Annotated in this window: 15 protein-coding genes; 4 read left to right on the forward strand and 11 right to left on the reverse strand. The window is 31.2% G+C overall.

What is annotated here, in order from left to right; genetic code table 11:
- Positions 1 to 30 precede the first annotated feature (30 nt).
- The 9 genes from WA340_RS02460 to WA340_RS02500 all read right to left on the reverse strand — a co-directional run bounded on the left by WA340_RS02460 (position 31) and on the right by WA340_RS02500 (position 6,543).
- Entirely contained in the window at positions 31 to 768 is a 738-nt protein-coding gene (locus WA340_RS02460; protein ID WP_336127140.1) for a LytR/AlgR family response regulator transcription factor, read from the reverse strand.
- Positions 768 to 3,608, reverse strand: coding sequence for a sensor histidine kinase (locus WA340_RS02465; protein ID WP_336127141.1), 2,841 nt, complete (start codon positions 3,606 to 3,608; stop codon positions 768 to 770). The genes WA340_RS02460 and WA340_RS02465 overlap by 1 nt, the downstream gene beginning before the upstream one ends.
- Before the next feature lie 40 nt (positions 3,609 to 3,648).
- On the reverse strand, positions 3,649 to 4,083 hold the full coding sequence (locus tag WA340_RS02470) for a putative metal-binding motif-containing protein (RefSeq protein WP_336127142.1): 435 nt from the start codon (positions 4,081 to 4,083) through the stop codon (positions 3,649 to 3,651).
- A gap of 11 nt (positions 4,084 to 4,094) precedes the next feature.
- Entirely contained in the window at positions 4,095 to 4,277 is a 183-nt protein-coding gene (locus WA340_RS02475) for a hypothetical protein (RefSeq protein WP_336127143.1), read from the reverse strand.
- 63 nt (positions 4,278 to 4,340) lie between these two features.
- Positions 4,341 to 4,646 carry a hypothetical protein gene (locus WA340_RS02480; protein ID WP_336127144.1) on the reverse strand — a complete coding sequence of 102 codons (306 nt, stop codon included), beginning with the start codon at positions 4,644 to 4,646 and terminating at the stop codon, positions 4,341 to 4,343.
- Between the two features lie 4 nt (positions 4,647 to 4,650).
- Positions 4,651 to 4,968, reverse strand: a complete 318-nt coding sequence (locus WA340_RS02485) for a hypothetical protein (protein WP_336127145.1) — start codon at positions 4,966 to 4,968, stop codon at positions 4,651 to 4,653.
- Between the two features lie 11 nt (positions 4,969 to 4,979).
- Positions 4,980 to 5,426, reverse strand: coding sequence for a hypothetical protein (locus tag WA340_RS02490; protein WP_336127146.1), 447 nt, complete (start codon positions 5,424 to 5,426; stop codon positions 4,980 to 4,982).
- Position 5,427: 1 nt separating this feature from the next.
- Positions 5,428 to 6,093, reverse strand: a complete 666-nt coding sequence (locus WA340_RS02495; RefSeq protein ID WP_336127147.1) for a hypothetical protein — start codon at positions 6,091 to 6,093, stop codon at positions 5,428 to 5,430.
- Between the two features lie 9 nt (positions 6,094 to 6,102).
- Complete coding sequence (locus tag WA340_RS02500) at positions 6,103 to 6,543, reverse strand: hypothetical protein (protein ID WP_336127148.1); 441 nt, start codon at positions 6,541 to 6,543, stop codon at positions 6,103 to 6,105.
- A gap of 249 nt (positions 6,544 to 6,792) precedes the next feature.
- Here WA340_RS02500 and WA340_RS02505 point away from each other — a divergent pair, with 249 nt between their 5' ends.
- The gene (locus tag WA340_RS02505) at positions 6,793 to 7,311 is read left to right on the forward strand and encodes a DUF7935 family protein (protein ID WP_027879748.1); all 519 of its coding nucleotides are present in this window, start codon (positions 6,793 to 6,795) and stop codon (positions 7,309 to 7,311) included.
- Between the two features lie 3 nt (positions 7,312 to 7,314).
- On the opposite strand, the gene WA340_RS02510 is transcribed toward WA340_RS02505, so the two are convergent.
- The gene (locus tag WA340_RS02510; RefSeq protein WP_223076496.1) at positions 7,315 to 8,247 is read right to left on the reverse strand and encodes a patatin-like phospholipase family protein; all 933 of its coding nucleotides are present in this window, start codon (positions 8,245 to 8,247) and stop codon (positions 7,315 to 7,317) included.
- A 24-nt stretch (positions 8,248 to 8,271) separates the two neighbouring features.
- Entirely contained in the window at positions 8,272 to 10,320 is a 2,049-nt protein-coding gene (locus tag WA340_RS02515; protein WP_336127149.1) for a M1 family metallopeptidase, read from the reverse strand.
- A gap of 356 nt (positions 10,321 to 10,676) precedes the next feature.
- On the opposite strand from WA340_RS02515, the gene recG reads away from it, so the two are divergent.
- From recG to WA340_RS02530, 3 genes are all read left to right on the forward strand, one after another.
- Positions 10,677 to 12,815, forward strand: a complete 2,139-nt coding sequence (gene recG / locus WA340_RS02520) for an ATP-dependent DNA helicase RecG (protein ID WP_336127150.1) — start codon at positions 10,677 to 10,679, stop codon at positions 12,813 to 12,815.
- A gap of 54 nt (positions 12,816 to 12,869) precedes the next feature.
- Entirely contained in the window at positions 12,870 to 13,400 is a 531-nt protein-coding gene (locus WA340_RS02525) for a CIA30 family protein (protein WP_336127151.1), read from the forward strand.
- Between the two features lie 281 nt (positions 13,401 to 13,681).
- A complete protein-coding gene (locus WA340_RS02530) occupies positions 13,682 to 14,203 on the forward strand; it encodes a hypothetical protein (RefSeq protein ID WP_336127152.1) in 522 nt (173 codons plus the stop codon).
- Positions 14,204 to 14,291 lie beyond the last annotated feature (88 nt).

Below are 14,291 nucleotides of genomic sequence, written 5' to 3' on the forward strand. Positions count from 1 at the left end.
CATTAAACCTATTTTAGTTAAAAATTAAAACTAGCTAAACATCTTTAAAAAAGCTTTTTTGTTAGTTTTAGATATTGGCACTCTGTAATCTGTATCTAAAACAATGTAACCTTCATTTTCAAAGTGTCTAACGTGTTCTAAATTGATAATATGCGATTTATGACACTTAAAAAAAATTGCTCCTAAAGTTTTTTCAAACTTACCTAAGTTGTAAGAACTCATTAGCGTTGTACCATCTATTAAATGAATTCTTGTATAGCCTTCGTAACCTTCTAAGTGCATAACTTCTTCTTCTGGAATAAAGGATATACCTTTTGAGGTTGGTACAACAACTTTATTTTTTTTAACAGTCTCAGACAATAAATCCAATAGTCTAGAGTTAGACTGCTTTTCTTTTTCTGAAACAATATTTGACAAAGCTTTTTGTACCGCAATTTTTAAATCGTCATTATCAATTGGTTTTAAAATATAATCTACAGCAGATTGTTTAAAAGCCTCTATTGCATATTCGCTATACGCAGTCACAAAAATGATCTGAAAATTGATATGTTTTAATCGTGATAACAACTCAAAACCATCAATCCTTGGCATTTGTATATCTAAAAACAAAATATCTAATTGAGTTGTATTTATAGCACTTACAGCATCTTCTGGCGATTGAAACATACCAGAAATTTCTATTTCTGGAAATAACGTTTTAAGCTTTTTTTCTAATCCTTTTAGATTAGAAATCTCGTCGTCTACTAATATGGCTTTTAACTGACTCATTACCTTAAATTCGTTATTATAAATATAGCTTGATTTCCTTTATCCTCTGCTTCAGAATTTAGTTCTTTATTTTCAAAAGTAATATTCCAAATTCCTGTCTGATTTAAAAATTTTAATCTATCTGCTATAACGTTTGAAGAATTATGTTTTTTCTGTTTAGATTTTGTGTTTGCAAAACCTACTCCATCATCTATAATTTTTACTTCAATGGTTTGCGTATTAACAACATTGAATTTTATGGTAACTTTTCCGTTTTCAACTTTATTAAAAACACCATGATTTACTGCATTTTCAACTATTGGTTGCAGTAACATGGTTGGTATTTTAGTTTCCTTTACATTAAGGTTTTCATCTACTTTGATTTGAAAATCTAGCTTTTCTCTAAACCTCAGCTTTTCAATTTCTAAATAGCTTTTTAGTAGCTGAATTTCATCTTTTAAGGTGATTTCATTTTCTTTTGAAAGTTCAAAAAATTGCCTAATTAGTTTAGAAAATTTCACCAAATACTGCTCCGAAGCTTCATAATTGTTTTCGTTGATGTAATACTGAATTGCTGATAATGAATTGAATACAAAATGCGGATTCATTTGACTACGCAAAGCTTTTAATTGAATTTCTGACAATTGCTTCTCTTGAATAAGTTTTTGGTCTTTTTTCTTTTGTATTTGCTGACTTACCTTCCAAACTGTAGATACCAACAAGGTAGTGATTAAACAACCAAGTAAAGTTTTAAACCACAAGGTTTGCCACCACAAGGGTTGAATGGTAAATTGAAATGTTTTTTCTTTACCATTCTTTTTTACATAAAGCGTGTAATTATCTGGTTTTAAATTATTGAAATTTAAGAGCGATGTATTAGAAATATTCCAATAATCTTGTACTGGTTTTAATTTATAGTGATACGATGTTTTGTCTTTATCATTTGAAAAATCTATAGTTTCAACATTTACATTAAGACTGTTATTGTCTTGAAATTGAAATGATGCATTGTTTGAAATTTTCGTATCGTTAAAATAGACTGCATCAACATACAAATCGATACATTTGTTAGTAACTTCGGCCATTAATGGCATTGTAATTATACCAGAATTGGTACCTGCAATTAAAACATTATCTTCTACAAAGACTGTGTTTACTTGGCTGGTTGGCAATCCACTTGAAACATCAAACGTTTTTAAATATTGAAAGTTTTCATCTTTTTTAACGTATTGCAAAACACCAGAATCGGTAGCTAACCAAAGCGAGTTTTCTTTTACAAATGCATTATTAGCTATTAAAAATTCAGATTTTGGTAATGGTATAATGGTTTTTAAATCCGTGATATAACTTCCAAATCCATCAGTATTGATTAAAAATTGATTTTTAGATACTTTAACTAAACTTAAAATGGAAATGTCATAAAATTGATTTTCAAAATCTATCGCTTCAATTATATTATTTTTTAGTTCTTTTAATCCATTGTTTGTTGCTATAAGTAACCTATTATTTAACACCAATAACTGTGTAATTCCGTTTTGGTAATACTCTTCTTCAACTTGATATGTATTTGAGTTTAATTTGGCTATTCCAGTTGAAAAAATAGCATATATAGTATTTTTAAAATATACAAATTGCCTAAATATATCTGAATCTTCGTCTAAATCTTTTACATATTGTTTTTTAGAAATATTGTTTTGTTCTATACTATAAATAGCTTGATTAGATAGGTAATATTCGGTTTTAGTATCTTCAATGTAATTTGCGTCAAAAAAGAAATCGTTTTCTAAAACAACTGGTTTTAGTGTTTTGGTTTTACTATTATATTCATAAAATCCTTTATTAAATACATTTACAAGAAGTTTAGTATTTACTTTTTTGATATCTAGTATTTTATCATTTTCTAATTGATAAATAACCTCTTGCTTGTTTTTAGTAAAATAGTACATACCATTGTTAAAAGACGTTACCCAAACCGATCCTGAAGCGTCAATTAACCCAAAATGTGCTTCTACTTCTTCTGGAAAAACAAAAGTATTTTTAATGTTGAAATTATTATCTAACACACCAACAAAACCAGTAGCAGATATTTGTAATTGACTGTTAATCAAATTAATTCTAGCATGTTTTACAGTTTCTAAATCTAACTGCTGCTTAAAGGTTTTACTATGTAATTGCCGAGTATTTAAGTTTAGAATGTGATATGATTTGTTGTCTACCCAATAAAACAAACTATCTGTTATTTGACCACGCTTATGGATGCTAGACAACCTATTTTTGAATCTAAATTCTTTTGATTCATCAGATTTTGTGTGAATTTTAATAAAATCTAATGGATAAATCAGCTCTATGTTTTTAATGTTAGAATGCTTAACGTAAAGGAAAAAATTATCGCTTCTAAATTTATTTTCTAGTACTGTTTTCCATTGATTATCGATTAATCTGTGTGACTTTGAAGGACTTGTTAGAATAACTTCATTTGCTAAATGACTAGTGAAAATTGGATAGAAAATTTCGTTTTTTTTATCACTTTTAAAATTATAAACGCTATCATTTTTAACATAACCTAAACTTGATGTTTTAGACAAGAACCAAAGTTTATCGTCTTTGGTAGGCAAAATATTCCAAATATCGTTAGTTGCTAAACCATCTTTTGTGGTAAAATTTTTAAAGGTAGAACCATTATATTTTACCAAACCTTTATCTGTAGCAAACCAAATAAACCCTTTATAATCTTGAGTTAGCTTATACACATGGTTACTTGGCAATCCATCTGCAATGGTGTAATTGGTATAGTTTTGTGAAAATGAACAATTCCATATCAAGATCAAGAAGAATATGATATGGAATTGTTTTGGTTTCAAAATAGATGTATTTATTGGTTACACAAATGTAAATGAATTATTATTGACAAACTTTTAGTCCACCACCTAAATCTACACAAGTTGTTCCTGTTGGACAGTCATTATCATTAGCACAATAAGGTACAGATGTACAATATCCATTATTACAATAATCATAGGTATTTGGGTCACCATCATCACAATCTGAATCTGCTGTACATTCATCAACATCTCCATCACAATCGTTATCAATTCCATCAAAAACGTCTTGTGCTCCTGGATTTATACCGGAATCACTATCATCACAATCTGTATTATTAGAAACAAAACCTGTTGGTTGTGTACAAGCATTTTGTGTTACAGCTGGATTACCAAAACCATCTGCATCTGCATCTTGATACCATGTTTGTTCAACACATGACGCATCGTCATCGTTACCACATGCTACTATTAATACTAAAGTAAATAGTAGGCTTAATTTTAGTATTGTTTTCATAATCTATATTTTTAATAATTTTGATCTGCATCTCGTTGTACTCTACATTCACCTGAAATAGTTCTGGTTGTACCATTATCATCAAAAGTTCCTGAAAAAGTAAATTCTAAATAATCTCCTATATTTGATGGGTTTGCCGAAGTAACTGAAGCAACTATTGGGTGCGTTGCAAAATCACCAGATAAAACAAACAAATTGGTAGATGTACTTTCTGCAAAATAGAATTTTTCTGTTGGAGTACTATCTAAAGCTAATCCCTAATTATAAGTAGAAGCTGGTATAAAAACACCATTACTATCAAAAGAAAAACTAGCAGCAATTCTTCTTAAATCGCCACTTGGTTGTTGTCCTGATGCATTTATCTCAAATCTATCTATTATTGTAGAAGTATCTGTTTCTAAATGTCCTTCTACCTCATAATCAAATATTCGTTCTACACCATCTATTGTGTATTTAAAATATTCGTTTGTATTTCCTGTAGTTGTTGACCCATCATCATCATTACTACAAGCTACCAAAAATATTATGCTAAATAGTAAGCTAATTTTTAATATTGATTTCATAATTTTATTTTTTATTAGCATTATAAAATTGTAATGCTTCAGAGAATTTAAAACCAAAAAAAGCGTCTTTACCTTCGTAGTGAATGACTTTTACACCATCTACAGCATCATTTAAAAAGATGATTTCGTGAAAATTTTTTTCTTCAAGCTTTCTGCCATTTATTAAATAATATCTTACTATTTCTGTTTTCTCTGCTTTACTTAATGGCTTTGAAGTTTCGGTTTTAGTAGTTTTTTCTAATGCTTGAGATTTATTTTCATCTTTACAATTAAAAACTAATAAACCTAAACAAAGTACTAAGTGTTTAATTTGTATTTTCATAATTATCTATTTTATAAAACCTCATCAATTATTACACAAAATTCGACCTCTACGCTTCCATAAACAACGTCTAATCTCACCTCGTCACCAACTGCTGTTCCAGCACGTTGACAAGTAACAGTAACTGTTTGCTCAGTACCATTATCAATGGTAATTAATCCAGTTCCTGTATCGTTTAATGCTATTACATTAGTAGTAAAAAACAGCGTAGTTGAACCTGTATATGAAGCAATTTCTATTCCTGGCGCTCCATATGGTCCATTACTTGCATTTGGAAAATATTGTGTGTTTAATTCTGGCTCTGGAATTAAAGTTTGATCGTTATTATTGTTATCTAAATACGAAAAACCTTGATAGTTACACTGGGTTTCGTTAGTTGCATCGTTATTTACATCGTCGTCATTATTACAAGATGTAAAAAGAACTAAAGCAACTATTATATTTCTAAATATTTTCATATTAATCTAGAATTACTCCAAAGGTTCCTTCGTAATGTCCTGTAATGACTTCTCCATTTTGATTCATAAAAGTGTAATCGACATCTATTGTACTGGCAGAAGGATTATTAGCGTCTAAATCTATTGTATTAATTGTTATACTTGGACCTTGCGTACCTGGAGTATTAAAAACGCCTACATTTTCGTCTCCTGTTCCATACTCCACACCGTTAATAAAATAAGCAGGATTTAAACCATTTATTTGACCGTTTTCTATTATTACAGAGTCGTTTATACTAGAAACCACATAAGTGTTTCCTGCAGAAGAACCTGCATTAGACAAACTTGGATTATCTACAACTTCTACATTTAAAAACACCCAGTTAGTAGTATTTAAAGAGAATAAAAAATCATCATTTAAACCATTGACATTTGCTGGGTCATTATCAAACATACGTCCATTAGAGAAGAAAAAACTATAGTTGTCTGGATAACCATCACCACCAATATTAGGATCGTCATCATCTTCATCTATTTCAAAATAAGCATTTGGTGTATTGTAAAATACATTGTTATGTGTAAATCCATCTGTTGGAGTTACAGGATCTGTTTGTGCATCGTCGTTGTTATCACAATTAAACATTGTGATAACTAACAATACTGCAAATAAAAACTTTATAGATTTCATACAAATAGTTTAAGGAGTTACAGTATCTATAATTACACATAACTCAGCCTCACTACCATTAGATAAAACGATATCAAATCTCATTTCATCACCAACAGCACTATTTCCTCTTTGGCATGTTACAGTACCTGTATAATCTACAGTACCTATTCTAATTTCAGGATTTGCATCTACAGCACCATCTGTTACAGCTCTTGTTACTATAAAAGTATCACCTGGACTTGCTGTGCTCCAAACTTCTACAGCTGGCATACCTAGTCCATCATTATTTGGAAAATAATCTGTTTGTAAATCGGATTCTGGAATTAAAGTTTGCGTACTATTAATTTCGGCAGTAAGACCTTGATAATTACAAACGTTTTCATTTGGTGCATTACCATCATCATTATCGCAATTAAATAATGTTATAAGTACTAATACGACTAATGCTTGTTTAAATAAGGTTTTCATTTTTAAAAATTTTGAGGTTAAATTATGATCTAATAACAAATCGCCAAGAATAACTCTATCAGGAAACTTGACGATTTATTTTAAAAGATTAATAGCAATCCAAAAATAAAGAGGTAGACATTAGAAAAGTACTACCAATCTATTTGTAAGGATTCTCGTTCAACCAAAGTTGGTTTTCATTCAATTATCGGTTTACTTGTACAATAATTTAAAACACATTAAGTTTGTTGTATAAACAAAAAAACAACCATGGAAGATCAAGTCTTAACCCTACTATTGTATTGTATACCTGCTTTAATTACTGGTATTGTTGCTTACTTATTTTTTAGAGAATACTTTAACAATGAATTTGAGCGTAGAAAATACGAAGTAGCTAAAGAGCTTAATAAACAATCTTTACCGATACGATTACAAGCTTACGAAAGGTTAACGCTGTTCTTAGAACGTATCTCTCCTAATAAATTATTACTTCGTGTTGCACCTGTTGGTAACAATAAGGAAGACTACGAAACTTTATTAATAAAAAATATTGAGCAAGAGTTTGAGCACAACCTAGCACAACAAATCTACTTTAGTGATAATTGTTGGAGTGTGATTAATGCATCTAAAAGCGCGACAGTGCAATTAATTAGAAAAGTCGCTATGAGCGAAAAAATTGATAATGCAGATAAACTTCGTGAAGCTATTTTAAACGAAATGCTAGACAAACCAGCACCAAGCAATGCAGGTTTACACTATATTAAAAAAGAAGTATCTGAAATCTGGTAAGAGTTAAGACTCTATTTCGTCCTTAAACTTTTCACTTTGATCCATTGGTTGTCCTATGGCGTGTTTAGACTCAGCGTAATGATACCCTTGTTGCCACCAGGTTTCCATCAATTGTTTATTAAAGATTAACGAGTTTTCGGTAAGTTTTGTTGGTGTAAAATATAGATTAAGCTTTACATTTCTATGTTTTGCTGCTAAGCGTCCTATTGCGATATCGCCTTTTTCTACTTGATCAGACAAATGTCCAAATAAGTTAATCATTAAAGAAAACGGATTTTTACCTAAAACCTTGTTATACTCAAGGTTTTCACTTTCTAAAATAATCGCATCTACTTCGGTTGCTCCTCTTAAAATAGCTTCTCTGATAGGTACAACACAAGCCAATCCACCATCAGCATACTCAAAACCATCTTTAGTTGCTAAAGACATAAAAGGCACTAAATTGCACGAAATCCAAATCCAATCACAAAACTCTTCATAACTAAAGTCTTTAATAGACTTGTACTCTGCTCTATTTTTAGATAAATTAGTTACCGTAACAATCACATCTTCTTTGGTTGCACGAATACGATCATATTCTTCTTTAGTAAAATTCTCTTTAATATTCTTTCTTAAATTTTTACTTTCTCCAAAGGTTCGCTTACGTTTAATAAACTGCAAAACAGTATTAAAGTAATTAATAGACACATATTCTCTATCGCCTTTTTTCTTAACAACAAAAGGGTTAATATTAAAAATAGAATGCTGATTAACATGCGTATAAATATCATACAGCTTTCCAATATCATGCGCTGCCAAATGCGGAATTAACAAACTACCGGTAGATGTGCCCAAATACATATCATAATCTCTACCTTCTTGCTCTATCAAATATTGCGCTACGCCACCTGCAAACGCACCTTTACTTCCGCCACCAGAAATTACTAAAGCTTTCAAATTTAATCTTGTATTGGGTTACTATTATTTTTGCAAATTACTAATTATTGATTGATATCTATCGTCTTCAGATAATTTTTCTAATAACGATTTAGCAAAACTTTTAAATCGCCAATTATGATGTTTTGAAGCTTCAATTAAGTGTTTTAAAGCGTCCTCATTAAACACACCAATACTAGACAAATAACCAAATGCATTTTGGCGTAAACTAAACGGTTGCTTTTGATTGGTATAACTTACCAATTCCTCAAAAAAATCTTGCTTTTTATCTGTTTGAAATTCTGGTGTTGCTAAAGCCAATGTTAACCACAACGTACGCACATTGTAATCGTTAAACCCATAAATAGATTGAGTTTGCTCTAAATATTTATTTCGCTTTCGCGGAAAATTTGCCCAAAGGTTATACAAAGCAGCTTCAATGGTGACGTACGATTGATCATTTAACAACGTTTCATAATCTTGCTGAAAGTCTTCCGGAATTTCAGACATGTTTAATGCTAATGCTTGTCTTAAGTGAAGATTTTTAGACGCAAACGCTTCTTTTACCAAATCGTTGTAAGTTGGATAGTCTGGTTTAGACAACGTTTCTTTTAATACTGCAACTTGCATTGGATAAAATCCTTCTGGTAATTGTGTTACCAAACTTGATGGCACATAATTATCATCATCGTCTGTTCTGTATTTTAAATACGGATACTCTTCAATAGTTATTAAAAATTCAGACGTTTGGTTAGATTGTAAAGCCGCTTTCATCTCGTTAATGGGTAATGCTTTACTTTTTAACCAAACTTGTACAAAATTAGACAATTCCATTTTGGAAGCTTTTTCAACTTCACTTATAAAATCATTAGTTTCTACATTACCGTAAGCATGTTTGTTTAAATAACGTTTTACAGCTATTTTAAACGCCTTATCACCTACTTTTTCTCTTAAAACATGCAAAACCCAAGCACCTTTTTTATAAAACGTTGTGCTGCTAGATTTTGGATCTAGTAACGCTGTACTTTGTTCGGCTTGTTCTTGTGCTTCTAATTCTTTTAAATATTGGTATAATTGCCAATAGTAATAATCGTCACCAAAAATATCGCGTTCTGCTAAAAGCGCGTAATACGTAGAAAAACCTTCTTGCAACCAATGGTGCGTCCCTGAAGTTTCGGTAACCAAATCGCCAAACCATTGGTGAGCTAACTCATGCGCATTAACATTAACGTAGTTTTTATCTACAAAACCAACCTCATCAATCATAAAATCGTCTGAAAAAATCGTACAACTAGTATTTTCCATACCCGAATACAAAAAGTCTTTTACAGGTACTTGTTTGTAGTTTTGCCAAGGATATGGCACGCCAATTTCTTCCTCTAAAAAATCAAACATCTGTTTCGTGTAACGGTACGTTGGCTCTACTTTTGCAGAATCTTCTGGATAATAATATAATTGGATAGGAATACCGCTTTTTGAAGTGATTTCTTTTTTATCGTATTTACCAATAGCTAAAGCAACAAGGTAACTTGACATTGTTTGTTGCATGTCGTAATGCCAAGTAATTGTTGATTCGTTGATTTGTTTTTCTGTTAGTTTTCCATTAGCAACAACGGTATAATCTTTATCATAAGTGATGTTTAAATCAAACTCAATTTTATCATTCATATCATCAATACTTGGCAACCAATTGCTAGTGTATTTACCTTGACCTTGTGTCCAAACTTGTGTATATTCTTCTTTTTCGACAAAATACATAGCTTTTTTAGGCTTTGACTTATAACTTAACAAAAGCTCATTATCTACCGAAACATCAAGTTTTTTCTTAATAATTAAATGATTTGATTTTAAATTAAACTCAACTTTACTACCATTAACAGACACATCTTCAAACTCGATGTTTTTTGCATCTACATAAAAAGAATCTATTGCTTTTAAAACATTAAAATAGTAAGTAACCAAACCAAAAATTGATTTATCCTCTGTCTGTACAGTAATATTTACTTCAGCTCTTTTAAAATCAACAACATCCGTTTGCTGTGCAGAAACAAGACAACTAAAAAATGTAAAAAGAAGTAATAGGTAATATCTCATAGTTTGTATTTATCAAGGACTAGACCAAAATACAATTTTTTGTCATCTCGACGAAAGGAGAAATCGAATCATATCGGTTTTAATATTTTTCAACTACACTCATAGCTACTTGTGTGATGTCTCTCTTTGGTTCGACATGACTTAGACTTGTCATTTCGACGGTAGGAGAAATCTCACCTACTTTGAAGTTCTTTTGGAGTTTCTAATTTTCTTACTCTGCGTCGAGCTAATTGTGTGATGTCTCTCTTTGGTTCGACATGACAACTTCTCGATACATTTTACTCATGCTTCACAAAACACTCGAAGTGACACTAAACTCTTTCACTTTAACTCAAAAAAATGTAATTTCGTTGCTTATGAGTACCAACTTACAAACTCCTATAGATTATTTAAAAGGCGTAGGACCAAATCGTGCAGATTTACTACGTAAAGAGTTAGGTATTCATACATATCAAGATCTAATCAATCTGTTTCCTAATCGGTATTTAGACCGCACGCAGTACTATAAAATTAACCAGTTACAACCTAATGCTAGCGAAGTTCAAATTGTTGGTAAAATTATCAAGTTTGAAGAAGTTGCTCAAAAAAGAGGCAAACGATTAGTTGCTACTTTTAAAGATGAAACTGGCACTATGGAACTAGTTTGGTTTAGAGGTCAAAAATGGATTAGAAAAAGTTTAAAACTAAATACACCATACGTCATTTTTGGTAAAACAAATTTGTTTGCAAACAAGTTTAGCATGCCTCATCCGGACATCGAATTATTGTCCGAGCATCAAGCAAATTTGCGTAGTAATATGCAAGCCATTTATCCTTCTACAGAGAAACTTTCTAACAAAGGAATTAGCAATCGTGTGATGACAAAAATCATGCAAAATTTGTTCTTAGAAACGAAGGGGAAATTTGCCGAAACTTTGTCTAAAAATTTGCTAAAAGAAAACCAATTAATTTCTAAATCTGAAGCTTTATTCAACATCCATTTTCCGCAAAATCAAGAAGCACTTTCTAAAGCAAAATTTAGGTTAAAATTTGAAGAATTATTTTACATTCAATTGCAATTAATTTTAAAAAATTTAATCAATAAAAAGAAGATAAAAGGATTGCCTTTTGATAAAGTTGGAGACCACTTTAACAACTTTTACAAACACCATTTACCGTTCGAATTAACCAATGCACAAAAACGTGTTTTGAAAGAAATTCGTTCAGATTTAGGTAGTCATGCGCAAATGAATCGCTTATTACAAGGCGATGTTGGTTCTGGAAAGACCATTGTTGCGCTAATGTCAGTATTAATGGCGATTGACAACGGTTACCAAGCCTGCTTAATGGCGCCAACTGAAATTTTGTCAGTCCAGCACTACAACGGATTAGTTGAGCTGTGTAAAGATTTGAAAATCAGAATTAAACTACTTACAGGTTCAAGTAAAACTTCAGAACGAAAAGAAATTCATAATTTACTAGAAAATGGCGAATTAGACCTCTTAATTGGCACACATGCTTTGCTTGAAGACAAGGTGAAATTTAAAAATTTAGGACTCGCCATTATTGACGAACAACATCGATTTGGAGTTAAGCAACGTTCTAAATTATGGAAAAAAGGTCCGTCCATAATTTTAGAAAATGGCGAACAATCTGCTCCTATTCCACCGCATATTTTGGTGATGACAGCAACACCAATTCCGCGTACTTTAGCCATGTCAATTTATGGCGATTTAGACATCTCGATTATCGACGAATTACCACCTGGAAGACAAGCCATAAAAACCGTTCATCGATACGATAATAATCGACTTAAAGTGTTTCGATTTATACGTGATGAAATAGCTAAAGGAAGACAAGTTTATATCGTCTATCCTTTGATACAAGAAAGCGCTCAAATGGACTATAAAGATTTAATGGATGGATACGAAAGTATCGCTAGAGATTTCCCTGCGCCTAAGTATCAAATTTCGATTGTTCATGGACAGATGAAACCTGCCGATAAGGATTTTGAAATGCAACGTTTTGCTAAAGGCGAAACTCAAATTATGGTCGCTACAACGGTGATAGAAGTTGGTGTAAATGTGCCAAACGCTTCTGTAATGATTATTGAAAGTGCCGAGCGTTTTGGCTTATCGCAATTACACCAATTACGTGGTCGTGTTGGTCGTGGCGCAGCACAAAGTTATTGTATCCTAATGACAAGCCACAAACTATCAGAAAACAGTAAAACACGCATCCAAACCATGTGTCAAACCAACGATGGTTTTGAAATTGCCGAAGTAGACTTAAAACTTCGTGGTCCAGGAGATATTATGGGTACACAACAAAGCGGTGTACTTAACTTGCGTATTGCAGATGTAGTAAAAGACAGCTACATTTTACAACACGCACGTTATTGGGCTAAACAACTACTAAGCAAAGATCCAAGCTTATCACATCCAGAAAATGCGGTTATTTTAAACACCTATCGTCAAATGGCTAAGTTTAAAAACATCTGGAATTACATATCCTAACACCAATTCATTTAACAAACTGCTATAAAATCCGTATTTTTAGAGTAAAAAACTATGAAAACTCTAATCTTAACCTTAATCCTTTTTGCTTTTATGACTTCAATTACAATTTTTCAGTTTAATAACACCAGTAATTTAGATGATTGGCAAGTTGTAGATGATGTTGTTATGGGTGGAAAATCTAACGGAAACTTTCAATTAAATAAAGATGGTTATGCAGTATTTAGCGGCGACGTATCTTTAGAAAATAATGGTGGTTTTAGCTCTGTGCAATATACTTTTGATACATTAGATATTACCAACTACAAAACAGTTTGTATCAAGCTTAAAGGCGATGGTAACAACTATCAATTTAGATTAAAAAAAGACCAAAACGACTATTATTCTTACAAAAAAGAGTTTAAAACCAACGGAGATTGGCAAATCATTAAATTACAACTAGCTAGTTTGCAACCAACTTATAGAGGTAGATCTTTAGATATACCAAATTTTAACAGCAATAGTATTGAACAGCTTACTTTTTTAATTGCTAATAAAAAACCACAGTCTTTTAAGTTAGTATTAGATAAGATTTGGCTGGAGTAAACTATTTTATTGTTTACGTTATAGGAAAAATCGTATCTTGATTTGTAGTGTCGGATTTGCATACTCTGCTCTGTGTTAATTGTGTGATGTCTCTCGTTAGTTCGACAGGACTAAAGGACGCTTTTTAACTCTTTACAAAACCTAACGGTATTTTATATGGATTAATTGGTTTTATATCGAATGATTTTTCATGTTTTAAACAGAAAATGTATCTTCACTTTACAATAGATAAAACGAATTGAAAACTCGATTTATCAAAGTGTTGTGCGTCATTAAAACCAATGAATACGATAAAAGCCGAAATAGATAAAAGTGATTACGGAACAGATGATTTTTCGAATCTAAAAATTGACGGATTTTGGCTTGACGAAAAACTCGAAGAACTATATCCAAACAATATGTACAAAGGACTTTATCCTACTCTACTTTTTTGGATGGAAATAGAACAGGAACGAAAAGTTGTTTGGAATAGAATTTTACCTAAATACGGAGAAACAACAATTTGCCCAATATTAATGTGTCCAGATGATAATGACTTTTCCTGCACACTAATTTTAGCGGAAATACAAAATTGCGGAAAAACAATAAAATGGAAAAGATTAGGAATTGATAAAACTACGGAATATAACGCTGAAAAAATTGGCTCAAAAATTGAATGGTTTGAAAAAATAAACGGATTTGAATTCCCAAAATCGGAATATGAAATAATGATATCGGAATTTAAAAAACATTATCAAATAGAGAAAACGAATTGGGAACAACGAAATCCCGAATTTAAACAGAAATTACCTTTTGAAAAATAACGAACGCACAACAAAGAACTGAGGCAATAAACAAGTAAAATATTAATTATTTATTGCTAGAGTACTTCTATGTTCACCATTGTAAGGC

Source organism: Mesoflavibacter sp. CH_XMU1422-2 (genome assembly GCF_037029245.1).
GTDB classification, from domain to species: Bacteria; Bacteroidota; Bacteroidia; order Flavobacteriales; family Flavobacteriaceae; genus Mesoflavibacter; species Mesoflavibacter zeaxanthinifaciens.